This is a genomic window from Aminobacter sp. AP02 (assembly GCF_003148805.1).
In the GTDB taxonomy this organism is placed as follows: Bacteria; Pseudomonadota; Alphaproteobacteria; order Rhizobiales; family Rhizobiaceae; genus Aminobacter.
The window spans coordinates 192,879-215,995 of sequence record NZ_QGGX01000002.1 but is presented as its reverse complement, the minus strand read 5'-3'; the positions used below and the strand labels follow the sequence as shown (position 1 = coordinate 215,995).

The window sequence follows — 23,117 nt, the reverse complement described above, 5'->3', positions numbered from 1 at the left end:
GAAGTGTGTAAGCATCTGCCGCACATGGCGGCCAACCTGAACGCCAAGGCGCCCGAGCCACGCCTTGGCCAGCTCCGGCTGTTGGTGGCGCTGGATGCGTTATTGGTTGAAGGCAGCGTCAGCAAGGCCGCCGCAAGGATCGGCCTTGGCGCTCCGGCCATGAGCCGGCTGCTGAAACAGATTCGCGAGCTCTACGGCGATCCGATCCTGGTCAGGAGCGCACGCGGCATGGTTCCCACACCCTTCGCCGAAACGTTGCGCCTGCGCTTGCGCGCGGTGGCGGCGGAGACCGAACAGCTGCTCGACCCAGAGCGAGGAGTGGGTACAAGCGTAGCGGCTTCGAGCATTTCCGGCTGGAACCACCCCACGATCATCGATGCGCCTCCGCTCGCCATGCGCCCAAGCCTTTATCTCGAAGGAGAGCCGCTTCCTGCCGACTTGGCACGCAAACTGGCATCGATCGGTGCGGATGCCACCCCACGCCAAAGGCTGGCCAAGCATATCGCAACCGTCGGTGTCGGCGCAGGAGGCGCCCGGCCGCTATCCCTGGAGGAAGCCGACGAGGCGTTCTCGCTGCTGCTCGAGGGCGAGGCGGACCCCATCCAGCTTGGTGCCTTGCTGGTGGTCCTGCAATACCGCGGATTGACGGCTGTCGAACTGGCGGGCCTGACAAGGGCAAGCCGGCGCCACCTCGCCCCGTCCCAGAACCCGACGACGTTTGCCGATCTCGACTGGCCGGCCTACGTGTCGCCGAAATCGAGATCGGCGCCATGGTTTCTTCAGTCAGCCCGGCTCGTGGCGGATGCCGGCTATCGCGTGCTGCTGCATGGCAACAGCGGCGGCGGGGCAGCCAGCGGCGCGCTCGAGCTCGCCGCGGGCGCCATCGGCATCCCCGTCACGACGAGCATCGCCGAGGCGAAGAAGTCGCTACAGGCGCACCGCATCGGCTATATGCCGCTCGCGGCGATGTCGCCGCAGCTTCATGGCCTTCTCGGCATATACAGTCTTCTGGAGATGCGCTCGCCGCTCAGCGCCGTGGTGCACCTGCTCAACCCGCTCAATGCCGCTGCAAGCCTGCTCGCGGCATTCCGGCCCAACTACCGCGATCTGCACCGGGATGCCGCCATGTTGCTAGACTGGCCAAGGCTCTGTGTCTTGGGCAACAGCCGCGATGTGGCACAGGCCACCCCGTTTCGGGCGACTACCATGTTTACGCTCGACGGCGGCAAATCCGGTGAGCTGATCATACCCTCGCAGCCACGACCAAAGCCCGAGCTGCCGACGGGCCTGACAAGTTTCGAATATTGGCGGGCGGTATGGTTCGGAAAAGCCAGGGACGAAGCGGCGGAGCGGATCGTCGTCGACACCGCCGCTGCCGCTTTTGTGACGCTGAACCCGATGCTTGCTTTCGGCGACGCCCGTCGCCAGGCCGCCGAATTCTGGCGCGGGCGGCTGGCCCCTACACCCGCGCTTCGGCGAATGTGACGAGGCGTCGGCGGTTCTCGCACCAAAGCGCGAGATTGATGCAGCCCACGCTCTTCCAGAAGGTCAGCTTGACGGTCTGGCTCGCATCGCGCAGTTCCGCATTGCTGTCGAAGCAGGCCTGCAGGCGGTAGAACGGCACGCGGCTGCACAGATGATGAATGTGGTGCAGGCCGATCGACCCGGTAAGCCACTGGGCCACAGCGGGCAAGTCATACCACGAGCTGCCACCGAAGGCCGCGACATGCAGATCCCAGGCGTCGCCGGCATCCCAGCGCGTCTCTTCGAACTGATGCTGGACATAAAACAGCCAGCCGCCGACCCAGGCTCCCATCACCACAACGGGCAGCACCGCCAGCATCACCGCCCAGCCGGCCAGCAAGACAAGCCCGCCATAGACGACGACCAGCGCCGCGTTGAGCCCGCCGGCACTGCGCCAGGCCTCGACGCGCGGAATGGCATCGTTGTAGGGCAGCCGGTGCATGATCAGGAAGTAGATCGGCACGCCGATGACGATCAGGATGAACGGATTGCGGTAGATACGATACATCAGCCGCTGGCTGGTGGTCATCGCCTCATACTCGGCGACAGTGCGCGTATCGATGTCGCCGATGCCGCGCTTGTCGAGATTTCCCGACGAGCCGTGATGCACGGCATGCGCCTTCTGCCAAAGCGTGTAGGGCGTGAAGGTGAAGACGCTCAGCACCCGGCCGATCATGCGGTTGGCCTCGCGCGAACTGGTGAAAGAGCCATGGCCGCAATCGTGCTGGATCGCAAACAGCCTGACCAGAAACGCAGCACAGACCGGCGAAAGAAGCGCCAGCAAAAGCCAGCGCCAGCCGCCAAGCACTGGCTCGGCATAGGCAGCGAGCCAAACCAGCGCTGCCCCCATCAGAAGGAATGGCACAAGCGTTACCGCCAGCTCGAACGCCGCGCGGCGGTCGTCAGGATCGCGAAAGCGGTTGCAATGCGACGCAAGCCGGCGAACGAGCGCCTTTTCCGCGACATGATCTGCAGTCTGGGCAGACCCAGTGGGCAGGCCGTCCGCCTTGGACGACATCAATTTCGTCATTTAGTCCCCGAAATCTCGCTGCCAACTCGGTCAAGCGCGCCATTTGTCCATAAAGCGCGGCAAGCGCCATGGCTAGTGGCACGACCGTGGCATATTCGCTGTATCCAGCATCTATGCACCGCTGCATGCAAATCGTGGCGTTTTCCTGTTGAGTGAAGCAACTAATAAGTCTTAGGTCGTCGGCATACGTCAGGATGACGCCTCAAAGCGCGGGGGACTTGTAGCCATGGCTTCTTTGGAAATTACTGCCGGCGCATCCAAATGGACCAAGCTCCCGAGCCATCGCCTGTGGCTTCTGCAGCAGGCCGACGCGCTGTTTTCATTCTTTGAGCGTGAGAGTCTCAATCCGCTAGGTGGGTTTTACGAGCTCGACGATCAGGGCCGGCCCTACGCGGCGGGTGCCATCCCCGGCAAGTTCGCCGGCCGCGAGATCCACGTCACCACCCGCATGGTGCACTGCTTTTCCATCGCCCATCTGCTTGGCCGGCCCGGTGCCGATACCCTCGTCGACCACGGCATGGAGTTCCTGTGGAACGGCCATCGCGACGCGGTCGATGGCGGCTATTTCTGGGGCGTCGGGTATGAGGGCCCTACCAATGACACCAAGCAGGCCTATGGCCATGCCTTCGTGCTGCTCGCCGCATCGAGCGCCAAGGTGGCCGGCCATCCCGACGCCGACCGCCTGCTGACCGACATCTCCACCATACTCTCCGAGAAGTTCTGGGAAGAGGGACATGGCGCAGTGGCGGAAGAATTCACCCGCGATTGGAAACCTTTCGACAGCTATCGCGGCCAGAACTCCAACATGCACCTGACAGAAGCGCTGATGGCCGCCTTCGAAGCCACAGGCGACAGCACCTATCTGTCGATGGCCGAACGCATCGCCGACCTGATCATTCGCCGCCATTCGGCAGCCGCCGGCTGGCGCTTGCCCGAGCATTTCAGCGCCGATTGGAAGGTCGACCGCGACTATTCCGGCGACCCGATGTTCCGCCCATACGGCACCACACCCGGCCATTCACTCGAATGGGCGCGGCTGTTGCTGCAGCTTTGGGAACTCGGCGGCCGCAAGCTCGCCTGGTTGCCCGACGCCGCAAAAAACCTGTTCGGCCAGGCGACAGCCGATGGCTGGGACGCAGCCAGGGGCGGTTTCTATTACACGCTCGAATGGGACGGCTCGGCCCGCATCAAGGACCGCTACTGGTGGCCATGCTGCGAAGCGATCGGCGCGGCCAGCTTCCTCAATGCCATCGACGGCGATCAAGCCTACGAGGAATGGTATCGGCGCATCTGGAGCTTCTGCGCCAGCCGCTTCGTCGATCGCACCAATGGCGGCTGGCACGCCCAGCTCGACAATGAACTCAAGCCCAATGCGGGCCCGTTCTACGGCAAGCCCGACATCTACCATGCGCTGCAGGCCTGCCTGATCCCGCTTTTGCCGACCACCGGCAGCATCACGCGCGGGCTCGGGACGTCCGGCATCCAGCTCTGAGCGGCTAGGGCGCGTGGCGGCCTTCAGTTTGGGCTGCAACCTGTTCGCCGAACAGGGCGCCCTCAAGCGGCGCGGCCAGCGAAGCCGCGAAAGGCGTCGCGATATGGTGGCGGTCGCGAAAGGCCAGCTTGCCATCGATCATCGCCGGGCAGGTCGCCTGATCGCAGAACAGGCCGGTCAGATCGACATAGCGCACGCCTGTCAGTCCGGCTATGGCCGCCTGCTCGGTCTCGTAGACTCGCTCGTCGACAGCTTCGTTGCGCGGCGTGTCGCAGACCGAGGGACTGCGTCCTTGCCAAAGCGCGCGGGCCACGCATTTGTCGAGATATGATTTGTGCACCGGGACACCCCTGAGCAAAACGACTTCTGAACCTGACCGGCGCAGTTTTTCGACCGAGCCCCGGATGCCATCGGCCCAGCTTCGCCGGTCGACAGTGTGTTCGAGCGTATCGTTTACCCGGTTGTCGACATAGCTGTAGGAATATTGGGAGACGACAACGAGGTCGGGCTTGAGCGAAGCGATCTCGGCCAGGGCGCGTTGGCGCCATTCGTCACATTCGGCATACTCCCTCGCCATCACCACATTCCACGCCTCGACATTCGCCGCGGGGCAGGACGACTTCATGTAGGTGACCAGCTTGAAGCCGCGCTCGCGCGCGATCCCGGCCAGAGGCGTCGACCAATGATCGGCATGAGAATCGCCAAAAAGCACGATGGTTCGGTCCGAGTTGTCTGAACCGAGCACACAAGGGTGCGGAACCACGCGCTCGCGTTCAAGCACGCACCCGGCGTTCAGTTCGCGCGCCGCAGAGCTGCGGGCGGCACTTTCCATGATGAACCGCTGGTCCCGATCGAGCCCCCGCGCCGCCAGCTGCGAACTGCCATAGGAAAGCGTGACGCCCAACGACGTGAGGAGCGCCGCAAGCCCAAGGGATCGTGCCGAACTCGTTGAGAGCCAGCCGTTCAGCCTTACGGGGTTCTCGACGAAATGATAGCTCAGCATCGACAGCGCGATGGTGGCGGCTAGGCAAACCAGCCGACCGCCGAATGATAGGTCGGGCACAAGGATGGTGGCAAAGACGATCACCGGCCAATGCCACAGATAGAGCGAGTAGGAGAGCTTGCCTGTCCATTGGAAAGGCGGCAGCGACAGCAGCGCGGCTGGCGCTGCAACACTGCGGCGGGCGCCTGAAAGCAGGAGCATGGCGGTGCCGGCAACAGGCATCAGCGCAATGAGCCCTGGAAAGGGATCGGTTTCCGAAACCGTCAGGTAGGCGGTAGCGATCAGCCCGATGCCGGCCCAGCCAATGACAGGCGAAAAGCGAAAACCCGCTGCCCATCGCTCGGCGACCGCGAGCGAGACAAGGCCGCCTACCGCGAACTCCCAGGCGCGCAGCGGCGAGAAATAGAACGCCCAGGGCTGCGACACCGCTGTCATCCAGGCACAGGCGGCAAAGGAGGCCACAGCCGCCACGGCCAGGAACAACGCGATACCTTTCTCGCCCGGCCGGAACCGCACGACCAGAAGCAGGAAAGCCGGCCACAGCAGGTAGAACTGCTCCTCTACCGACAGCGACCAGAAATGCAGGAACGGATTATTGGCCGTGTCGGCGGCGAAGTAGTCGAACGACCACCGCAGCAGCCAGAGATTGATGACGTAGCTGGAAGCAAACAGTGCACCCTTGGCATAAAGCTGCTGCTCCGATGGGGCGAGGATGAAGTAGCCGGCAACCAAGGTGGCAACGATTACCAGCAGCGATGCCGGCAGCAGGCGGCGCGCCCGGCGGCCATAGAAACGCCACAGGTCGACCGTGCCGCTTCGGCCGATCTCCTGCATCAGGTGCCTGGTGATCAGGTAGCCGGAGATGACAAAGAAGATGTCGACGCCGATGAAGCCGCCCGGGAGATCCGACATGCCGAAATGGAAGGCAACCACGCCCCCTACGGCGATGGCGCGCAAGCCCTCGATATCGGGCCTGAACGACGTCGACGCAGATGCATTCATGCATTCACCGGGCTGAGCCTGTTGGACATGCCGGCAAGTTCGGCGACTGGGGACCGCGGGGCAATTCAAACTATGTTGCGATGCAACATCCATTCCGGCCCGCCAGGAGACGCGGCCCCTTGGAAACTGGGGCGTTGCGCACGCCTCAAGCCGTAACGGAAGGCCGGAAATTTTCTCCATCCGGCGCAATTCCACTTGGAACCGATGCCACCGTGATCGGTTAACCGACGCGAAACAGCGAAAACCGAGAGGAAAAACAATGAAACGCCTACTCGCCATCGCGGCACTCCTGGCCGCTTGCGCTGTCGTCCCGGTGCTAGCCGATGCTGCGAAACCAGTCGATCCGGGGGTCACTGCGAGTACCGGTACAAAGGCCGACCTCGGCACGGTCACTTCGGCCATCATGGCAAGCAGGACCAGCGCCATCGCCATCCAGGCAATGACCACTGTCGGCACCGTCAACATCGTCAAGATTTCCGAGGTCGCAGGCGATGACAAGCAGGCCCTGGAAAGGATAATCGCCGACAACGAGCCAGATATTACCGGCCTGCAAGCAGCCATCATGGCCAATAGCGCCTTGAAGACAGAGCTGGACAAGGCAACGATCGATACCTCCGCCATCGTTGCCGCCAACATCGAGGCCGACGGCGCAGTGACGGTCTTCGTGAAGTAGACAGTTCATGACGGCAGGCGGCCCGGCTGCTTGAGCCGGGCTGGCAATCCGGCAAAAGCGTTGATCCAGCCGCGCAAAATCGGCCCGCCAGGCGGGAAACTGCGCTATGGCAGCGCGGTCGGCGCGAAACGGCCCGGGCTGGCGTCGCAATAGGCAATCCACCGAACCAGATGACATCCCAGACCGTCACAGCACCTGAACAGCGCTTCGCCGCGTTTCGCCATGGCGCGTTCTCGCGTTTCTGGATCGCACGTTTCCTGGCCACCTTCTCGACCCAGATCATCTCCGTGGGTGTCGGCTGGCAGGTCTATGACCTCACCCGCAACCCTTTCGATCTCGGTCTCGTCGGCGTCATCCAGTTCGCGCCAGCGCTGCTTCTGGTGCTTGTCACCGGCGTTGTCGCCGACCGTTTCGGACGCAGGCTCATCATGGGTCTGTCGGCCCTTGTCGAAACCGCCTGCGCTGCCGCTCTGCTTGCCTTGATCTTCCACGGCCTCGCCAGTCCGCTGCCGATTTTCGGCGTGCTTGCTGTGTTCGGCATTGCGCGCGCCTTCTTTGGCCCGGCCTCGGCCTCGCTGGTTGCCAACCTTGTGCCGCCTGAGGATTTCGCCAATGCGGTTGCCTGGAACTCATCGGCCTGGCAGACCGCCACCATTGTTGGACCGGTCGCGGGAGGCCTGCTCTACGGCATCTCGCCTTCTGCCGCCTATGGCGCGGCCACTTGCTTGATGCTCGCCTCGGCGGTCCTGATCTTCTCTATCCCCAAGCCCAGGCAACGCAGCGAGACCACCAAGCCCTCGGTCGAGACGCTGTTCGCCGGCTTCCGCTACATCTGGGGTGAAAAGATCGTACTCGGCGCCATCTCGCTCGACCTGTTTGCGGTGCTCCTGTCAGGCGCCGTTGCCCTGCTGCCCGTCTATGCCCGCGATATCCTCGAGCTTGGACCATGGGGCCTAGGCCTGTTGCGCGCGGCCCCTGGCGTTGGCGCCATCATGGTTGCCGTCTGGCTCGCGGGCCATCCGATCCGCGATCATGCCGGCCTGGTCATGTTTTTCTTCGTTGCCTTGTTCGGCGTCTTCACCGCGATTTTCGGCTTTTCGACCATCCCGTGGCTTTCGATCGTTTGCCTCGCCTTCATCGGCGCCACCGACATGGTCAGCGTCTACATCCGCGAGACCCTGATCCAGCTGTGGACACCCGACCATGTCCGTGGCCGCGTCAACGCGGTCAACGGTGTCTTCGTCGGCGCCTCCAACGAACTCGGCGAGTTCCGCGCCGGCACCATGGCCGCGCTCATCGGCACGGCACCCGCCGTCGTCTTCGGAGGCATAGGTGCCGTGGCTGTCGCGGGCGTCTGGGCCTGGGCGTTTCCCGCCTTGCGCAAGGTCAGGCGTCTGGACGGGCGGGTGTGAAGTTAGGGGAGCAGGGCAATAGGGCAGTAAGGCAGTAGTACGGGTTTCGCGTACTGCCCTACTCCCCTACTGCCTTACCCATGGCTCGGCTCGCCGAAGATCCTGGCCAGGAATTCGTCGAGCCATCGCTTGAGATGCATGTCCCAGATCAGCCGACCCCCGAGGTGATCGCGGCCGGGCTGGGCACCAGGCAAAATGAAACGCTCGGCCCCGCGCACCACCCAGCGCTGCATCATCACGCGCGTCAGTTCCGCATGAAACTGGATGCCCCAGGCGTTTTCGCCGTAGCGGAAGGCCTGGTTGGGGTAGCTGTCGGAAGAGGCGAGCAATATGGCGTCGCTAGGCAGCGAAAAACCCTCGCGGTGGAACTGGTAGACCATGTCTGGCCAGTGCATCAGCTTGCGGCCCTCTTCGGTCGCCTTGATCGGATACCAGCCGATCTCGACCAGCCCCTCGCCATGCCCCTCGACCTTGCCGCCGAGATGGTTGACCAGCATCTGCGCGCCCAGGCAAATGCCGAGAAACGGGCGGTTCTCCCTGAGTGGAACGGCCAGCCAGTCTGTCTCGCGGCGCACGAACTCGTCGCGGTCGTTCGCGCTCATTGGGCCGCCGAACACTACCGCACCGGCATGACCGTCGAGCGTCTCGGGGAGATGATCGCCAAGCGGCGGTCGGCGTATGTCCAGATCGAAACCGTTTTCGACCAGCACATGGCCGACGCGACCAGCGCTGGAATGCTCCTGATGCAGCACGACCAGAATCTTCGGGCTCGCCTTCCCCGGCATTGAGCGCCTACTCGTCCGAGCGCGTCGCCATCCGCGCCGCCTTGCGCTTGGCCTCGATGCGGTCCCGGCTGTCGACGCCGATCAATTCGGCGATGCGCCAAATGGTGTTGTCCTCCATCTCGTGCAGTTCGCCATCGGCATAGACGATCTCCCACATCATGCCGATGAAGTCCTTGCGCGCCTCCTCGTCGAGGCCGCGCTTCAACACGCTGGTGAAGGCGTAGAGGTCGATCGCCTCGTTGTCGGCCTGTTCGCCAGCCTTGATCAGCCGATCGAGTTCAGCGCCCGAAACGCCGTAGCTTTGGGCCAGAAGCTGCTTGACGCGTTCCCACTCGACGTCCTGCCGGTCGCCATCGGCATTCATCACGTGATACATCAACGCCGCCGCGGCGACGCGCGGATCATCCTCGCGGGACGGTCTGCCACCTGCCACCGGCAAGTCCTTCAAGAATGAGATCATGCGTTCGAACATCGCCGAATCCTGTTTGAGCCAAGCCTAGTGCATGATCCCGAAAACCGGAATCGATTTCCGAAAGGGACCATGCACAGCTTCAAATGCTGCTGCAGCGTTGTCTCATAGCGGACACGCGGCGCTGTAGATCTAGGCACGGCGCGATATCAAAACAAACGAAACCGCTTCTGCGCGTTTTCCCGTTCCGCATCGGGATCGACGCCCGGATCGTCCGGCAGGCGGATCGGATCGGCCTTCTCATCGTCCACGACATCTGCGTCGGGCGCGGGTGGCACCGCCTTCGACATACCATCGGCCTTTTCCGGCTCGGCATCGTCCATCGTCACATCAACGATATCGTCCCCGGCGGGCTGCGCGGCCCGGATCGCTGGGATCGCGACGCGTGGCTCCGGTTCCTCGTCGTGCTGTTCGATCAGATGGCCGAGCCGTTCCTCCGGTGCGCGCCACTCGAAGGCATCGAGCCTGCCGGTGACAGGCGAGAACGGCGCCCACCGCTCGGAAACCACACCGTCGGCAACCCATGCCGGGTCGCGCGGCGCACGCACCGCCCGTGAAAGCCACTGCCGCACCTTGCCCTGGTCGCCGGTCTGCGCTTCCTCGATGTCGGCTAGCAACAGATAAGCACCCTCGCGCGGCTGCATCCTGGCCGCAGCCTCGGCCTCGCTGCGGGCCAGCGCATAGTCCTGCGCTTCCAATGCGGCGCGTGCCACTGCGAGCGAGGATTCGGGATGATTCTGCTTCAGCGACTGCAGCTTCTTCGCGCGCGCCAGCCGGTCGAGCACGGCATCGCCCGGACGGCCATGGACATAGAGCTCGGCGATATCAGGCTGCGGTTCGGCCTTCCATGCTGCTTCCAGCACCTTCGAGCCCTTGCGCACGTCGTTCTGGCGAAACAGCGCCTTGGCGGCGACGATCGCCGCCGGACCAAAATCCGGCCGCAGGCGATTGGCCTCGAGCGCTGCGGTGCGCGCGGTGTTGAAGTCGCTGTCGAGAAGCGACATCGCCTTGGCGGTCAGCAGCACCGAGCGCTTGTTGTTGGCCACGTCGCGCTCGATCTGGCGTGTCGATTTCTGGGCATCTACAAGCGCCAGCGCACCGTCCCAGTCGCCGCGCTCGGTCTTTTCCTCGAGCGTCGAATCCGCCGCCCATCCGAGTTGCGGCGCAATTCCGGTGGCGCGACCGGCATAGTGGCGCGCCGCGGCCCGGTCGCCTAGCCTTTCGGCTTCGAGATAAAGCCCGCGCAAGCCGAGCAAGCGCATTTCCGGGTCGTCGAGCATCGCCTCGAATTTTTGCCGCGCGCCGTCATGGTCGCCCTCGAGCAGCGAGGCCTGCGCGTCGAGCAGGTGGATCAGCGGCTCCTGGTCGGACCGGATCAGCTTGGCGGCTTCCTTGTTCTTCTTGCGCGCGAGGGCAGCATCGCCGGCGCCGGCCGCGATCATGCCGGTCGACAGCGCCTGATAGCCCCGGTCGCGCCTGCGGGCGCGGAAATGCCGGGCAATCGTGTAGGGGCTGTTCCATATCGACTTGGTCAGCCACCACAACAGCATGACGGCTACGACGATGGCGGTGACCGTCACCGCGGCCACCATCAGGCTGACCTTGTATTGATAGCCGCTGAACGTCACGACCATGTCGCCCGGACGGTCGGCCAGCCAGGCAAAGCCAAGTCCAAGCGCGAAGACGACGGCAAGGAAGAACAGAATGCGGATCATCGGGTGCCCCTCATGCCTTCATCGCGCCGGCGACGAGCTTGTCGACCAGCGTTTCGACATCCAGCCGTGCCTTGAGCTTGGCAATGAAGTCCGCACCGGCCGCCTTGGCAGCTTCGGGCAGCGTGTCATATTCGGCAAGCGCCTTGGCGAAATCACCCTGGGTCACCGCCACTTCCATGCGCGCCACTGTTTCCGGCACGCCAGCGCCCTCGACGGCACCGATCGGCCGCACCTGGACAAGCTGCTCCGCGCTAGAAACCAGCCGTTCGAAGATGCCGGCGTTGTCATTGACCGGCTTGGCCGCCACGATCATCGCATTGGCGGCCGCATCGGTCGCGGCCACGATCTCGGCACGTGTCGGCACGCCCTTTTCGGCTTGCGCCCTGAGTGCCGCCAGTTCCGGCGCATCGGGCGAAATGGCAGCGAAGGTTTCGAGTTCCGCACCAAAGCCCGCCCCACGGTCAACCGCCGCCTTGAGTGCGGACGCCGCGATAGCCATCGCGATCTTGGGCTGCGATGCTTGCGCGTCGACCTTTGAGGTCAGTGAGGAAACCGACTGCTCCAGCGTCGCGATCTTGCCGTCGTCCGCCGTCGTTGCCTCGCCTGTCGCCTTGATGGCCGCGTCGAGCGCGGCAATGCGCTCGTTCAGCGCCGTAAGCTCTGAAGACGTCGCTCCACCCTGGCTCAGCGACGAGACAGCGGTTTCGATCTGGTTGATGCGCTGGTCGAGCACGGCGAGCGCTTCGCTCGACCCAGCCTGTCCTGTGGTCGATTTCAGCGCATCGACTTCGGATTTCACCTGGCCGACTTCAGTCTTGAGCCCGTCGAGTTCCCCCTTGAGCCCGCTGCCATCATTCGAAGCACTGAGATCGGCTAGCTCGGACTTCAACGAGGCGATTTCGCTTTGCATCTGCGCATCGCCGCCAGCCGGGCCACCGGGCGCACCGAGCACGCCGGCATATTGCAGCCCCCCTGCCACCAGAAGCGCGATCAGACCGCCCGCCAATCCGGGCAACATGCCTGATGTGACCTGGCGCTGCGCCGGTGCCGGTGCGGTCGCGCTGGAAGCGTGCGAACTGCCGGTGCTCGACGAAGCTGCATCTTTCGGCGCCTGTGCCTCGGGCCGTGTCGGCTGCGCGTTGTCGAAGCTGTAATCGTAGGATGCGTATTGCGTATCGGTCTTGGCGTCCGTCTCGCTGGGCGCCGGTTTCACCGTATTTTCCGCCGTCGCCTCCTCGCCCACGGTCGCCGAAACGGCGTCCTGCATGGCGTCCGCCTTGTCGGCCTCCTCGACGCGCGACACAGCACCTGGCTCCAGCTCGATTGTCACTGGCTCACGATGCGACTTCGAATGGCGCGTCTTCGGCGTCTTGACCATGCTTGGGGCTCCGCGATTTCGTTGGCACAGGTCCCGCGGGGAATGCGGGGTCGAAGGTCAAAATCAGTAACACCCACCGTCCCGCGAAAAAAGGCCGCGTGATGGCGCAGTCAATCCAACATCAATCCGGCGCCCCGAGAAGTTCGAGCAAGGCGTCCTCGTTTGGATCAGGCGCAACCGCGACGCGGAGCCCGTCGACCAGTGCCGAGGCGATGCGCCCGGACAGGCAAAAACATGTTGCGCCCCGCATCAGCAAATCAGCCTCCGCGTGCATTTCCATCAAGGTGCTGAACGCTGCGGCCGACCGCGCCGAATAGATCAAGACCGCATCGATGGGTTGCCCGCCGAGTTGATGACGAACGAAAGTCGGATCAGGTGCCAGAGCGATCGTGTCGTAGGTCTCGATCGGCACCACCTTGGTGCCGTTCATGCCGAGGCGGCGTTCGAACTCCGGCATGCGCACCCGACCGCACAGATAGGCGAGCGTCGCCTTGCCAAGCTCGATGGCGATCATGTCGGCAAGCGCCGCTGCATCGCCCGGACCTTCATTGACGGAGAAAAAGCCCGCCTTGCGCGCACTCTCTGCGGTACGTGCGCCCACGGCATGGCATGGCAGCCGCCGGAGGCGATCGATCAGCCCGCTCGGCGCATGGCGCAACGCATTGGCGCTGGTGACAGCCACTGCCGTCGCATCGCTCGGAACGCTCTCGCGGACCACCGGCAAGGCCCGTGTTTCCGATAGCGGGAGAAGTACGGGCTCGAAGCCAAGCGCCTCAAGGCGCCGCGCGGTGCGGGTGGCGCCGGGATCCGGCCTCGTCACCAGCACACGCTGTGCCATCTAGCTCCACCCCTCGAAGAACTTTTCGCCGGCTCGCGCCCTGACGTCTTCGCCAGCCTTCCGGCCAATCGTTGCGGCATCGGCGGCAGCACCCTCGGCCTTGGCCTCGTGCCACAAGTTGCCGTCTGGCGTCAGGATCAGGCCTGAGAATGACAGTCTGTCGCCGTCGATCATGGCATATCCGGCAATCGGCGTCCGGCATGATCCGTCGAGCGCGGCGAGAAATGCCCGTTCGCAAGCCAGCGCCTGGCCGGTCGGCTTGTGATCGATTGCCGAAAGCTTCTCGGTAACTGCGTTGTCGCCGATGCGGCTTTCGATGCAGATTGCGCCCTGCCCCGGTGCTGGCGGGAAAACCTCCAGCGGCATCAGGTCGGTGATGATCTCGGCGAGCCCGAGCCGCCGCAACCCGGCATTGGCCAGGATCGTGCCCTCGGCAACACCCTCGTCGAGCTTGCGCAACCGCGTCTGCACGTTGCCGCGGAACATCACCACGTCCAGGTCGGGGCGCATGCGCCGGATCAGCGCCTGGCGCCTCAGCGACGACGATCCGACGACTGCGCCTTCAGGCAGGTCCATGATCTTGGCGGCCGTGCGGCCGATGAACGCATCTCGCGGGTCTTCGCGTGGCAAGAAGGCCGACAGTTCCAGCCCGTCCGGCAGCTGCGTCGGCATGTCCTTGGACGAATGCACGGCGAAATCGATCTCGCCCGAATACAGCGCTTCTTCCAGCTCCTTGGTGAACAGCCCCTTGCCCCCGGCCAGCGACAGCGGCCGGTCCTGGATGCGGTCGCCGCTGGTCGAAATCGTCACGATCTCGAACGCCTCTTCCGGCAGGCCGTGCGCCGCCATCAGCCGCGCACGCGTCTCATGCGCCTGCGCGAGCGCCAGCAGGCTGCCGCGGGTTCCGATTCTCATGGCTCTAGTTTGCATAGCGCTTGGTCCGTGATAACCCCGCGCTGGCGGGGCGGTCCCGTACCTCCTATCTAGGAATTTACCACCGGGCAATCATGCAGGGTAGCGACCAATTGATACGTGTTCTGGGCATCGAGACGAGCTGCGACGAAACCGCGGCGAGCGTCGTTGCACTCGAAGCAGGCGCAGCGCCGCGTATTCTGTCGAGCACGGTGTTCAGCCAGATCGAGGAACACGCGGCCTTCGGCGGCGTCGTTCCGGAGATCGCAGCGCGCGCCCATGTGGAAGCCCTCGACGGCATTGTCGAGGCAGCGCTTGAAGACTCTGGTCTGTCGCTTGCCGACATCGACGCGGTTGCCGCGACCGCCGGTCCGGGCCTTGTTGGCGGGCTGATCGTCGGCCTGATGACGGCCAAGGCGATCGCCGCCGCCGCCGGCAAGCCGCTGATCGCCATCAACCACCTTGAAGGCCATGCGCTTACCGCTCGGCTCACCGACGGTCTCGATTTCCCCTATTTGCTTCTGCTGGTATCAGGCGGCCACACCCAGATCGTTCTGGTCAAGGGCGTCGGCGATTACCAACGCTGGGCCACCACCATAGATGACGCACTGGGCGAAGCCTTCGACAAGACCGCCAAGATGCTGGCCCTGCCTTATCCCGGCGGCCCCAATGTCGAGAAGGCGGCACAGTCGGGCGACGCCACCCGCTTTGTCTTCCCACGCCCGATGAAGGGCTCGGCCCAGCCCGACTTCTCCTTCTCCGGCCTCAAGACATCGGTGCGACAGGCCGCGACGGCCGTGGCACCTCTGAGCGACCAGGATGTCGCCGACATCTGCGCTTCGTTCCAGGCAGCCGTCGCCGACGCGCTCGGCGACCGCGTTAAGCGCGCTCTTGCCCGCTTCCGGGACGAATTCCCCGAGAGCAAGGCGCCCTCCCTGGTCGTCGCCGGAGGTGTCGCCGCCAACCGCCAGATCCGTGCCCTGCTGGAAAAGCTCTGCGCCGACCACGGCTTCGGCTTTGTCGCACCGCCCATGGCGCTGTGCACCGACAATGCCGCCATGATCGCCTGGGCCGGCATCGAGCGGCTGCGCGCCAATCTCGTTGAACCAGGCGCATTCGATTTTGTGCCGCGCTCGCGCTGGCCGCTGGACAGTGTGTCAGCGCCGGTCGTCGGCTCCGGCAGGCGGGGAGCCAAGGCATGAGCGCATACAAGGTCACGGTTCTCGGCGGCGGTGCCTGGGGAACAGCCTTGGCACTCGCCATGCTGCGCGCGGGCCACGCCGTCACGCTGTGGGCCCGCGACGGGGAAAGCGTCGCGGCGATCCGCAAAGGCCAGAACCCGCGCTATCTCCCCGGCATCAGCTTCGAAACCGGCATCGCCACCACCACCGATCTCGCAGCAAGCCTTGCCGGCACCGATTGCGTGCTCCTTGTCACCCCGGCGCAGGCGCTGCGCGCCGTTCTGACCCAGGTCAAGCCGCATGTCGCCGCCCACGTGCCCCTGGTGCTTTGCGCCAAGGGCATCGAACGCGACACCGGTACGCTTTTGTCGGCCATCGCCACGGAGGTCCTTCCCGAGAACCCCGTCGCCGCCCTGTCGGGCCCAAGCTTCGCTACCGACGTGGCGCGGGGCCTGCCGACCGCCGTTGTCGTCGCGTCGGAAGATGAAGCCCGGGCATCTGCGCTTGCATTGCGCTTTTCCGCCGCCAATCTGCGCTGCTACTCGACCGACGACCTCATCGGCGTCGAGCTTGGCGGCGCGCTGAAGAACGTCTTTGCCATCGCGGCAGGAGCCGTCACCGGTGCCGGTCTCGGCGCCAGCGCTCAGGCAGCGCTGGTAACGCGCGGTTTCGTCGAACTGCGCCGCATTGGCGCTGCCTTCGGCGCACGGCCCGAAACGCTGATGGGTCTTTCCGGCCTTGGCGACCTGATGCTCACCTGTTCGTCGGTGCAGTCACGCAACTTCGCTTACGGCGTGGCGCTGGGCAAAGGCGAGGAGCTGTCGGGCCGGCCGCTCGCTGAAGGCGTGGCCACCGCCTACATCGCCGCGCGCCTGACCCGCGAGCGTGGTATCGACGCGCCGATCGTCGAGGCGGTCGCAGCCCTGCTCGACAAGGCCATCACCATCAACGAGGCGATCGCCGGCCTGATGAACCGGCCGCTGCGCGCCGAAGCCGACTGAATTCCTGAACCTGAGAGGATACTGACAACATGCTTTTCGCCCTGATCTGCAAGGACAAGCCGGGCCATCTCCAGGTTCGCCTCGACGCGCGCCCCGATCACGTTGCCTTTCTCAACGACCTGAACGCCAAGGGCGCCCTCAAATTCGCCGGCCCCTTCCTCGACGCAGACAGCAAGCCGGACGGCTCGCTGGTGGTCATCGAGGCAGCTGACGCATCCGCCGCCCAGGCAGTCGCCGACGCCGACCCCTACGCCAAGGCCGGCTTGTTCGACAGCGTCCAGATCCGGCCGTGGAACTGGGTGTTCAACAATCCGGCAAGCGCCTGATTCCAGCCGGGCAGATCGAGGGGACGCAACGAATGAGCGACAAGAAGTATTGGCTGTTCAAATCCGAGCCGTTCAAATTCTCCTGGGAGATGCTGAAGGCCAAGGGCAAGGAAGGCACCCAATGGGACGGCGTGCGCAACTACCTCGCGCGCAACAACATGCGCGCCATGCAGATCGGCGATCTCGGCTTCTTCTATCACTCCAATGAGGGGCTGGAGGTCGTCGGCATCGCCGAGGTCTGCGCGCTGGCTCATCACGACACGACAACCGACGACCCGCGTTGGGAATGCGTCGACATCCGCTATCACAGCGAGATTCCGCAGGCAGTCACGCTTGCAGACGTCAAGGCCAATCCTGCCCTCGAGAAGATGGCGCTTGTCACCTCGATGCGCCTTTCCGTCCAGCCGGTCACCCCTGACGAATGGCAGGAAGTCTGCCGCATGGCCGGTCTAAAGAAGGCGCCGTGAAACCGCTTTCGCCTGAAACCGCGGCCGGCTTCATCCGCGCCAATACGGCGCTGATGCGCCCCCCGCATGTGCCCGAAGTCACGCTCCATCTCGCCGACGAGGCGCACGATCTCTGGCACCGCACCGAAGAACAGCTGGCCGAGATTGGCCTGCCGCCGCCCTTCTGGGCCTTTGCCTGGGCAGGCGGACAGGGGTTGGCACGCTATGTCTTGGATCACCCTGATACGGTCGCCGGCAAGCGCGTGCTCGACTTCGCCTCCGGCTCCGGCCTCGTTGCCATCGCCGCCATGAAAGCAGGTGCCGCCGAGATTGTGGGTGCTGACATCGACCCGTTCTGCGAAGCGGCGATTCGGCTCAACGCCGATGCCAACGATGTAACCGTAAGCTTTGCCGGCTCGGACCTAGTTGGCCACGATGACGGCTGGGATGCCGTTCTTGCCGGCGATGTCTTCTACGAAAAACCATTTGCCGACCGGCTGGTGCCGTGGTTTTCCGCCCTGCGCCAGCGTGGCACCGAGGTTCTGGTCGGCGACCCCGGCCGCTCCTATCTCCCCAGGGAGCGGCTTGAAAAGCTCGCCACCTACGAGGTCCCGGTCACCCGCGCGCTCGAAGATGCCGAGGTCAAGCGCACCACCGTCTGGCGATTCGTCTAGGGCGCGTGCGCCGACTGGACGCATAAAGCGCGCTCCAAATCCTTTGGGCTCAGGCATCACGTCTGTGTCTGCGCAGCCTCCTCCAGGATCCACTCCCGGAAGGCAACGATACGCGGATCGTCCGCAGTGGCCTTGGGATAGACCAGGAAATAGGCGAACTCGCGCGATACCCTGATGCCGAGGTCGAACGGGCGTACCAGCCGCCCCTCCGAGAGGTCGTTGGCGACCATGGCAAAATCCGCGAGCGCCACGGCACTGCCGTCGATCGCCGCCTGCACGGCGTCCGACGAGCTGGTGAACACGATCGAGCGGCTGTCGTCGAAATCGTCGACACCGGCAGCCGCCATCCACATCCGCCAATTCGGCCAGGTCACGCCTTGCTGCGACCATTCGATGTGAACGAGCGTGTGATTGAACAGGTCGCGCGGCACACGCAATGGCGGCCCCGACGCCAGGAGCTTTGGGCTGCATACCGGAATGATCATGTTGTCGAACAGCCGGTCGGCGGAGAGCCCGGGATACTTGCCCATTCCGAACCGGATGCCGACATCCACGTCGTCGAGATCGAAATCGCGCACATCGTAGCTGATGTCGAACCTCAGCTCGATGTCGGGATGCAGCTTGCGGAAACCATCGACACGCCGCATCAGCCACTTGCCGGCGAACTGCGCGTCGAGCGTCACCTTCAGTTGCGCGGTCCCGCGTGTCAGCTTGCGCGCCCTGGAGACGGCGCGGTTGAGCAGTTCGATGGCGTCCGACGAGGCATCGCACAGCGCCGCCCCCGCCTCGGTCAGCCTGATGCTCCTGCTCGTGCGGGTGAACAAGACCACGCCGAGCTGGTCCTCGATTTCCTTGATCTGATGGCTGACGGCAGCCGGAGTCAGGCCAAGTTCGTCGGCAGCACGTGTGAAATTCAGGTGCCTGCCGGCAGCTTCCAGCGTCCGCAGTGCACGTGTCCCGGGTACGAAGCGCATCGTTGGATCTTCAAACTGGATTTGACGATCGAGAAAGAACTACTCGTTTCTCTTTTGTCTTTCAAAGTCACATCATGGGACCAGTTAGAGCAATGTCAAACCGGATTTGTTATCCGGGCGAAACGGACAAGACCATGTCGACCGATATCCTGAAAACCCCATTTGTCCAGCCGGCCCGGCTGCAGCCGGTCATCGATTGGTTCCGCCAGATGAAGGCAGCCCTCAACGTGCCCGCCCAGGATTTCGGCTGCCTGACCGAACACTATCGCCGCGACACCGGCATCCCTTGCCAGGATATCGCGAAGGCAGTCGACGCCGATCTTGGCCGGCTCGGCCTGCTCGATATCGGCTGGCAACGGCCGCGCCGCCACGACCACCGTTGAACTGATCTCCCAAGCTCACTCTGGGAGCACACTCGGCCCGAAGATAGTCTCCCATCTTCGGGCCGCTTTTCTTTAGCGCACCACTTTCAGCACCGTGCGGTTCGAAAGATACGGCAATAGCCGCGCCATCACGCGTGCCGTCACCGCCACGCAGCCTTGCGTCGGAGTGAAACCCGGCCGCGCCAGGTGGAAGAAGATGGCGCTGCCGCGTCCTCGCCGTCGCGGCCGGATGTTCCAGTCGAGCACGATGCAGGCATCGTAGAGCCGGTCGTCGCGCTTCATCCGCTCATGGCTCGCGCCATAAGGCATCTTCACCGGCCTGTTGTAGTTGCGGTCATCAGGCACTTCGCACCAGCCAAGATCAGCCCTGATCGGGCGCATCGCCAGCCGCGTTTGCCCCGCAGCAAAATGATCCCGCCTGAAATAGCCCGACAAAACACGCATCGTCGCGAGCGGCGTTGCCCCGTCGCCTTCGCGTTTGCCGGCGGAGATGCCGCCTCCTCCCAGCGCACAAGGAAACACCGTTGCGCCCACCTGCAGCAGGCCTTTGGTCCGGTCGCCGGGCTTCGCTCTTACGACGATTGTGGAAATGCCGTTTCGCAAAAGTTCATCCGCCCCAATTACGCCTTTGATTTTTCTTGTATGATCGCGTCGCGGAACAAATCACCCCCTCGACGGTTGTCGCAGTCAGCTTCCGCATCCATAGTCTGTGGTCAACAGAATTTTGATTTTAAAACAACGGATTGCTCCATGACCTCACGCACCATCCTCATCGTTGACGACGACGACGATCTGCGCGGCACGCTTGTCGAGCAGCTCGCGCTCTATGAGGAGTTCGAAGTCCTCGAAGAGGCCTCGGCCGCCAAGGGCGTCAACACGGCGCGCGCCGGCCTCATCGATCTGCTCATCATGGATGTCGGCCTGCCTGACATGGATGGCCGCGAGGCGGTGAAGATCCTGCGCAAGGGCGGCTACAAGGCGCCCATCATCATGCTCACCGGCCACGACACCGATTCGGACACGATCCTCGGTCTCGAAGCCGGCGCCAACGACTACGTCACCAAGCCGTTCCGCTTCGCCGTGCTGCTGGCGCGTATCCGCGCCCAGCTGCGCCAGCACGAGCAGAGCGAGGACGCCACCTTCTCAGTCGGGCCCTACACCTTCAAGCCGAGCCAGAAACTTCTCATCGACGCGCGCGGCGGCAAGGTCAGGCTTACCGAGAAGGAGGCCTCGATCATCAAATATCTCTACCGAGCGGACCAAAAGGTGGTCACCCGCGACGTACTTCTCGAAGAGGTTTGGGGCTACAATTCGGGCGTTACGACGCATACGCTTGAAACGCATGTGTATCGACTGCGACAGAAGATTGAGCGCGATCCTTCCAATGCGGAAATTCTTGTGACAGAAAGCGGCGGATACAAGCTGGTCCCCTGACTGGTTTACCCGGCGAGTGGGGCCGCCGGCTGAAGACAGGGAGGGGAGCCGGTCTGAGAAGTCGGGGACATAATGGCGCTGGATGACGACATCCGCATCCTGTCCGGCGTGAGGCTGTTTGAGGGCTTCACACAAGAACAGCTGCGTTTGCTGGCCTTTGGCGCGGAGAATGTGCACCTTCCCGCCGATCGCAAGCTCTATCGCGAGGACGACGAGGCCGATTCGGCCTATGTCGTCATCTCGGGGCGAATAGCGCTTTACCGCGAGGTTGACGGCGTGCGCGCCGAACTCGGTTCTGCCGGACCTGGTTCGATGCTCGGCGAACTCGCGCTGATCGCCGACACCAAGCGGCTGACCAGTGCGGCAGCGGCAATCGATTCGGAAATCATCCGGCTCAACCGGAAAATGTTCCACCGCATTCTCGAGGAGTATCCCGAGGCCGCGGCCCGGTTGCACCAGCACATCCTCGAAGACCTTCAGGACATGCTTGCCCGCATCGAAGGCATGGCCCCGCGGTTCGGCAAGTAGCCGCCGGGCACAATTCAAAGCTTGTCGCACTACCAAGCGCCCCTCACCCTTGCCCTCTCCCCGTGAAGAACGGGGAGAGGGGGACGTGAACGTTGCGGCCAGCCTCCTTCTCCCCGTCCCTATACGGGGTCCCGGCAGGGGGATGAGGGGCGGCTCGACTTGAATTCAGGTCCAAGCACGCAACGTCACCACCGGAAGCACTGAAAGCCGCCATTTGCAGGCCGGCCTCACCTGGACCTCAGCCGAGATCGAATCGCGCTATGACCGGCACGTGATCCGACGGCCGCTCCCAGCCGCGCGCGGCACTCAGTATGTCGATACCGGCAAGCTGAGGCGCAAGGTTGGCGGAAGACCAGACATGGTCGAGCCTGCGGCCACGATTGGACGTCTCCCAGTCCTTCGCCCGATAGCTCCACCACGTGTAGATCTTTTGGTCGTCCGGCACATTGAGCCGCATCAGGTCGACCCATTCGCCGGCCTTGCGCATCGCCTCGAAATTCTCGGTCTCCACCGGCGTGTGGCTGACGACGTTGAGCAGTTGCTTGTGCGACCACACGTCGTGCTCCAGCGGCGCGATGTTGAGGTCGCCGACCAGCACCGATGCCGATGTCTCGTCATGGTCGGCGCGGATCGCGTTCATCTCGGAGACGAAGTCGAGCTTGTGGCGGAACTTCGGATTGATTTCGACATCAGGCTCGTCGCCGCCGGCGGGAACATAGAAATTGTGCAGCGTCACCTTCTTGCCGCCGGCATCGAAACGCACCGACAAATGACGGCTGTCATCGATCTCGCAGAAGCGGCGCTTTTCCACAATCTCCAGTGGCCGCCGCGCCACCGTGGCGACGCCGTGATAGCCCTTCTGGCCGTGGATCGCGATGTGCTCGTAGCCTGCCTTGCGGAACGCGGCTGACGGAAACTGGTCGTCCGGGCACTTGGTTTCCTGCAGGCACAGGACGTCGGGCGCATGCTCGCTCAAGAGCCGCTCGACCAGCGGCATGCGCAGGCGCACGGAATTGATGTTCCAGGTAGCAATGGAAAAGGACATGGCAGGTTCCGGCAAGATGTTGCGGCGGAACCTGCCAGCCCGACCCTGCAATGACAAGGCTAGAAGACAGGCGCGGCGTCACTGGCACCGCTGTCCACAACCAAGCCGGGGAGGAAGACGTCAATCGTTCTTCTTCTTGGTGTTCAGCTCGCGGTTGAGCTTGTAGTCGATCTTGAACGTGTCGGGGGGGAACGAGCCGCCCTGCTTTACGTTGAATACCATCACGGTGGTGTCCTTGCCCTGCGCATCGGTGATCGTCCACTGCCTGAGCTCGTAGGTCTTGGGGTCGAACATCATGGTGATGGTCGAGTTGCCGAACACCTGCCTGTCCGAAAGCTTGATGGTGGTCAGGTCGTCTTCTTCGGTGACGCTCTTGACCTTGCTGCCCGACAGATCGATGCGATCGTCAAGCAGAAGCTTCAGCGGCGTCTTCGACAGCGGATAAAGGTCGGAGGTCCGCATCTTCGGGTTCAAGATAACCACCGACTGGCCATCGGAGATGACCTTGAAGTTGGACGGCGCCTCGTAGTTGAAACGGATCCTGCCCGGCCGCTCGAGGAAAAACTTTCCACCCGTCTGTTCGCCGCGCGGGCCGAACTGCACGAACTCGCCCGACATGGCGCGCACGCTGGAAAAGTGGTCGGCGATACGCTGGGCGGCATCCGAGGCCTGCGCCTGCGCCGGCGAATTGAGCCCCATTGCAGGCACGGCGCTCAGCGCCATCGCCGCAGCCAGACCAAGCAGGCGGCGCCTGCTCAGGCCAAAGCCACCCGTGGTGGCAAGAAGTGTGTCTGTCATGCCGATAACTCTCGTCTCATTCCAGTTCGGCAACGCTATCGCCGCCCAGTGGGGCTGAAGTTTGACACATCTCAGCGTCACGTCATGAACGCGA

At 63.8% G+C, this 23,117-nt stretch carries 24 protein-coding genes; 12 read left to right on the top strand and 12 right to left on the bottom strand.

Features of this window, described 5'->3' with window-relative positions; genetic code table 11:
- Positions 1 to 24: 24 nt before the first annotated feature.
- Complete coding sequence (locus tag C8K44_RS02985) at positions 25 to 1,485, top strand: glycosyl transferase family protein (RefSeq protein WP_109574267.1); 1,461 nt, start codon at positions 25 to 27, stop codon at positions 1,483 to 1,485.
- On the opposite strand, the gene C8K44_RS02980 is transcribed toward C8K44_RS02985, so the two are convergent.
- Positions 1,460 to 2,554, bottom strand: a complete 1,095-nt coding sequence (locus C8K44_RS02980) for a fatty acid desaturase (protein ID WP_109574266.1) — start codon at positions 2,552 to 2,554, stop codon at positions 1,460 to 1,462. The genes C8K44_RS02985 and C8K44_RS02980 overlap by 26 nt on opposite strands.
- A gap of 226 nt (positions 2,555 to 2,780) precedes the next feature.
- Between C8K44_RS02980 and C8K44_RS02975 the strand changes: the two genes are divergently transcribed.
- The gene (locus tag C8K44_RS02975; protein ID WP_109574265.1) at positions 2,781 to 4,046 is read left to right on the top strand and encodes an AGE family epimerase/isomerase; all 1,266 of its coding nucleotides are present in this window, start codon (positions 2,781 to 2,783) and stop codon (positions 4,044 to 4,046) included.
- 4 nt (positions 4,047 to 4,050) lie between these two features.
- Here C8K44_RS02975 and C8K44_RS02970 read toward each other — a convergent pair whose 3' ends face one another.
- Positions 4,051 to 6,051: an acyltransferase family protein gene (locus C8K44_RS02970; RefSeq protein WP_109574264.1), complete on the bottom strand. Its 2,001-nt coding sequence runs from the start codon at positions 6,049 to 6,051 to the stop codon at positions 4,051 to 4,053.
- A 259-nt stretch (positions 6,052 to 6,310) separates the two neighbouring features.
- Between C8K44_RS02970 and C8K44_RS02965 the strand changes: the two genes are divergently transcribed.
- Positions 6,311 to 6,724 carry a hypothetical protein gene (locus C8K44_RS02965; RefSeq protein WP_109574263.1) on the top strand — a complete coding sequence of 138 codons (414 nt, stop codon included), beginning with the start codon at positions 6,311 to 6,313 and terminating at the stop codon, positions 6,722 to 6,724.
- Positions 6,725 to 6,894: 170 nt separating this feature from the next.
- Positions 6,895 to 8,136 (top strand): MFS transporter, encoded by a 1,242-nt coding sequence (locus C8K44_RS02960; protein WP_109574262.1) that lies wholly within the window; start codon positions 6,895 to 6,897, stop codon positions 8,134 to 8,136.
- A gap of 74 nt (positions 8,137 to 8,210) precedes the next feature.
- Here the strand turns inward: C8K44_RS02960 and C8K44_RS02955 are convergent, their stop codons facing one another.
- The 6 genes from C8K44_RS02955 to hemC form a co-directional block, all read right to left on the bottom strand.
- Positions 8,211 to 8,921: a glutamine amidotransferase gene (locus C8K44_RS02955; RefSeq protein ID WP_109574261.1), complete on the bottom strand. Its 711-nt coding sequence runs from the start codon at positions 8,919 to 8,921 to the stop codon at positions 8,211 to 8,213.
- Positions 8,922 to 8,928: 7 nt separating this feature from the next.
- Positions 8,929 to 9,393, bottom strand: coding sequence for a TerB family tellurite resistance protein (locus C8K44_RS02950; protein WP_109574260.1), 465 nt, complete (start codon positions 9,391 to 9,393; stop codon positions 8,929 to 8,931).
- A 146-nt stretch (positions 9,394 to 9,539) separates the two neighbouring features.
- The gene (locus C8K44_RS02945; RefSeq protein WP_109574259.1) at positions 9,540 to 11,105 is read right to left on the bottom strand and encodes a heme biosynthesis protein HemY; all 1,566 of its coding nucleotides are present in this window, start codon (positions 11,103 to 11,105) and stop codon (positions 9,540 to 9,542) included.
- A 10-nt stretch (positions 11,106 to 11,115) separates the two neighbouring features.
- A complete protein-coding gene (locus C8K44_RS02940) occupies positions 11,116 to 12,483 on the bottom strand; it encodes a phage tail protein (protein WP_109574258.1) in 1,368 nt (455 codons plus the stop codon).
- A 121-nt stretch (positions 12,484 to 12,604) separates the two neighbouring features.
- Positions 12,605 to 13,321, bottom strand: a complete 717-nt coding sequence (locus tag C8K44_RS02935) for a uroporphyrinogen-III synthase (protein ID WP_109574257.1) — start codon at positions 13,319 to 13,321, stop codon at positions 12,605 to 12,607.
- Positions 13,322 to 14,251 carry a hydroxymethylbilane synthase gene (gene hemC, locus C8K44_RS02930; protein ID WP_109574256.1) on the bottom strand — a complete coding sequence of 310 codons (930 nt, stop codon included), beginning with the start codon at positions 14,249 to 14,251 and terminating at the stop codon, positions 13,322 to 13,324. It lies immediately after the preceding gene.
- A gap of 98 nt (positions 14,252 to 14,349) precedes the next feature.
- Here hemC and tsaD point away from each other — a divergent pair, with 98 nt between their 5' ends.
- Genes tsaD through C8K44_RS02905 form a run of 5 tightly spaced genes read left to right on the top strand, consistent with a single transcriptional unit; the run spans position 14,350 to position 17,861 of the window.
- Positions 14,350 to 15,435, top strand: coding sequence for a tRNA (adenosine(37)-N6)-threonylcarbamoyltransferase complex transferase subunit TsaD (tsaD, locus tag C8K44_RS02925; protein ID WP_199227002.1), 1,086 nt, complete (start codon positions 14,350 to 14,352; stop codon positions 15,433 to 15,435).
- On the top strand, positions 15,432 to 16,415 hold the full coding sequence (locus C8K44_RS02920) for an NAD(P)H-dependent glycerol-3-phosphate dehydrogenase (protein ID WP_109574255.1): 984 nt from the start codon (positions 15,432 to 15,434) through the stop codon (positions 16,413 to 16,415). Before tsaD ends, C8K44_RS02920 begins: the two co-directional genes overlap by 4 nt.
- A 29-nt stretch (positions 16,416 to 16,444) precedes the next feature.
- Positions 16,445 to 16,741 carry a YciI-like protein gene (locus tag C8K44_RS02915; RefSeq protein ID WP_109574254.1) on the top strand — a complete coding sequence of 99 codons (297 nt, stop codon included), beginning with the start codon at positions 16,445 to 16,447 and terminating at the stop codon, positions 16,739 to 16,741.
- Positions 16,742 to 16,773: 32 nt separating this feature from the next.
- Positions 16,774 to 17,208, top strand: coding sequence for an EVE domain-containing protein (locus tag C8K44_RS02910; RefSeq protein WP_109574253.1), 435 nt, complete (start codon positions 16,774 to 16,776; stop codon positions 17,206 to 17,208).
- Positions 17,163 to 17,861 carry a methyltransferase gene (locus C8K44_RS02905; RefSeq protein ID WP_109574252.1) on the top strand — a complete coding sequence of 233 codons (699 nt, stop codon included), beginning with the start codon at positions 17,163 to 17,165 and terminating at the stop codon, positions 17,859 to 17,861. The genes C8K44_RS02910 and C8K44_RS02905 overlap by 46 nt, the downstream gene beginning before the upstream one ends.
- 56 nt (positions 17,862 to 17,917) lie before the next feature.
- Here C8K44_RS02905 and gcvA read toward each other — a convergent pair whose 3' ends face one another.
- The gene (gene gcvA, locus C8K44_RS02900) at positions 17,918 to 18,835 is read right to left on the bottom strand and encodes a transcriptional regulator GcvA (RefSeq protein WP_109574251.1); all 918 of its coding nucleotides are present in this window, start codon (positions 18,833 to 18,835) and stop codon (positions 17,918 to 17,920) included.
- A 134-nt stretch (positions 18,836 to 18,969) separates the two neighbouring features.
- Here gcvA and C8K44_RS02895 point away from each other — a divergent pair, with 134 nt between their 5' ends.
- Positions 18,970 to 19,218, top strand: coding sequence for a hypothetical protein (locus C8K44_RS02895; RefSeq protein ID WP_245417339.1), 249 nt, complete (start codon positions 18,970 to 18,972; stop codon positions 19,216 to 19,218).
- A gap of 72 nt (positions 19,219 to 19,290) precedes the next feature.
- Here C8K44_RS02895 and C8K44_RS02890 read toward each other — a convergent pair whose 3' ends face one another.
- Positions 19,291 to 19,821, bottom strand: a complete 531-nt coding sequence (locus C8K44_RS02890; RefSeq protein ID WP_245417338.1) for a L,D-transpeptidase — start codon at positions 19,819 to 19,821, stop codon at positions 19,291 to 19,293.
- 147 nt (positions 19,822 to 19,968) lie between these two features.
- On the opposite strand from C8K44_RS02890, the gene C8K44_RS02885 reads away from it, so the two are divergent.
- Positions 19,969 to 20,652 carry a response regulator transcription factor gene (locus C8K44_RS02885; RefSeq protein WP_109574249.1) on the top strand — a complete coding sequence of 228 codons (684 nt, stop codon included), beginning with the start codon at positions 19,969 to 19,971 and terminating at the stop codon, positions 20,650 to 20,652.
- A 72-nt stretch (positions 20,653 to 20,724) separates the two neighbouring features.
- Positions 20,725 to 21,180 carry a cyclic nucleotide-binding domain-containing protein gene (locus tag C8K44_RS02880; protein WP_109574248.1) on the top strand — a complete coding sequence of 152 codons (456 nt, stop codon included), beginning with the start codon at positions 20,725 to 20,727 and terminating at the stop codon, positions 21,178 to 21,180.
- Between the two features lie 238 nt (positions 21,181 to 21,418).
- On the opposite strand, the gene C8K44_RS02875 is transcribed toward C8K44_RS02880, so the two are convergent.
- Together C8K44_RS02875 and C8K44_RS02870 are read right to left on the bottom strand one after the other, a co-directional pair.
- Positions 21,419 to 22,225: an exodeoxyribonuclease III gene (locus C8K44_RS02875; protein ID WP_109574247.1), complete on the bottom strand. Its 807-nt coding sequence runs from the start codon at positions 22,223 to 22,225 to the stop codon at positions 21,419 to 21,421.
- Positions 22,226 to 22,345: 120 nt separating this feature from the next.
- Positions 22,346 to 23,023 carry an outer membrane lipoprotein carrier protein LolA gene (locus C8K44_RS02870; protein ID WP_109574246.1) on the bottom strand — a complete coding sequence of 226 codons (678 nt, stop codon included), beginning with the start codon at positions 23,021 to 23,023 and terminating at the stop codon, positions 22,346 to 22,348.
- Positions 23,024 to 23,117: the final 94 nt, after the last annotated feature.

What these genes read in the sequence shown, in the direction of transcription:
- C8K44_RS02965 (WP_109574263.1), top strand. Translation starts at nt 6,311, where the DNA reads ATGAAACGCCTACTCGCCATCGCGGCACTCCTGGCCGCTTGCGCTGTC.
- C8K44_RS02875 (WP_109574247.1), bottom strand. Translation starts at nt 22,225, where the DNA reads ATGTCCTTTTCCATTGCTACCTGGAACATCAATTCCGTGCGCCTGCGC.
- C8K44_RS02895 (WP_245417339.1), top strand. Translation starts at nt 18,970, where the DNA reads ATGTCGACCGATATCCTGAAAACCCCATTTGTCCAGCCGGCCCGGCTG.
- C8K44_RS02960 (WP_109574262.1), top strand. Translation starts at nt 6,895, where the DNA reads ATGACATCCCAGACCGTCACAGCACCTGAACAGCGCTTCGCCGCGTTT.
- hemC (WP_109574256.1), bottom strand. Translation starts at nt 14,251, where the DNA reads ATGCAAACTAGAGCCATGAGAATCGGAACCCGCGGCAGCCTGCTGGCG.
- C8K44_RS02915 (WP_109574254.1), top strand. Translation starts at nt 16,445, where the DNA reads ATGCTTTTCGCCCTGATCTGCAAGGACAAGCCGGGCCATCTCCAGGTT.
- gcvA (WP_109574251.1), bottom strand. Translation starts at nt 18,835, where the DNA reads ATGCGCTTCGTACCCGGGACACGTGCACTGCGGACGCTGGAAGCTGCC.
- C8K44_RS02985 (WP_109574267.1), top strand. Translation starts at nt 25, where the DNA reads ATGGCGGCCAACCTGAACGCCAAGGCGCCCGAGCCACGCCTTGGCCAG.
- C8K44_RS02920 (WP_109574255.1), top strand. Translation starts at nt 15,432, where the DNA reads ATGAGCGCATACAAGGTCACGGTTCTCGGCGGCGGTGCCTGGGGAACA.
- C8K44_RS02975 (WP_109574265.1), top strand. Translation starts at nt 2,781, where the DNA reads ATGGCTTCTTTGGAAATTACTGCCGGCGCATCCAAATGGACCAAGCTC.
- C8K44_RS02945 (WP_109574259.1), bottom strand. Translation starts at nt 11,105, where the DNA reads ATGATCCGCATTCTGTTCTTCCTTGCCGTCGTCTTCGCGCTTGGACTT.
- C8K44_RS02885 (WP_109574249.1), top strand. Translation starts at nt 19,969, where the DNA reads ATGACCTCACGCACCATCCTCATCGTTGACGACGACGACGATCTGCGC.
- C8K44_RS02910 (WP_109574253.1), top strand. Translation starts at nt 16,774, where the DNA reads ATGAGCGACAAGAAGTATTGGCTGTTCAAATCCGAGCCGTTCAAATTC.
- C8K44_RS02880 (WP_109574248.1), top strand. Translation starts at nt 20,725, where the DNA reads ATGGCGCTGGATGACGACATCCGCATCCTGTCCGGCGTGAGGCTGTTT.
- C8K44_RS02950 (WP_109574260.1), bottom strand. Translation starts at nt 9,393, where the DNA reads ATGTTCGAACGCATGATCTCATTCTTGAAGGACTTGCCGGTGGCAGGT.
- C8K44_RS02940 (WP_109574258.1), bottom strand. Translation starts at nt 12,483, where the DNA reads ATGGTCAAGACGCCGAAGACGCGCCATTCGAAGTCGCATCGTGAGCCA.
- C8K44_RS02870 (WP_109574246.1), bottom strand. Translation starts at nt 23,023, where the DNA reads ATGACAGACACACTTCTTGCCACCACGGGTGGCTTTGGCCTGAGCAGG.
- C8K44_RS02980 (WP_109574266.1), bottom strand. Translation starts at nt 2,554, where the DNA reads ATGACGAAATTGATGTCGTCCAAGGCGGACGGCCTGCCCACTGGGTCT.
- C8K44_RS02970 (WP_109574264.1), bottom strand. Translation starts at nt 6,051, where the DNA reads ATGAATGCATCTGCGTCGACGTCGTTCAGGCCCGATATCGAGGGCTTG.
- C8K44_RS02905 (WP_109574252.1), top strand. Translation starts at nt 17,163, where the DNA reads ATGGCAGGAAGTCTGCCGCATGGCCGGTCTAAAGAAGGCGCCGTGAAA.
- C8K44_RS02955 (WP_109574261.1), bottom strand. Translation starts at nt 8,921, where the DNA reads ATGCCGGGGAAGGCGAGCCCGAAGATTCTGGTCGTGCTGCATCAGGAG.
- C8K44_RS02935 (WP_109574257.1), bottom strand. Translation starts at nt 13,321, where the DNA reads ATGGCACAGCGTGTGCTGGTGACGAGGCCGGATCCCGGCGCCACCCGC.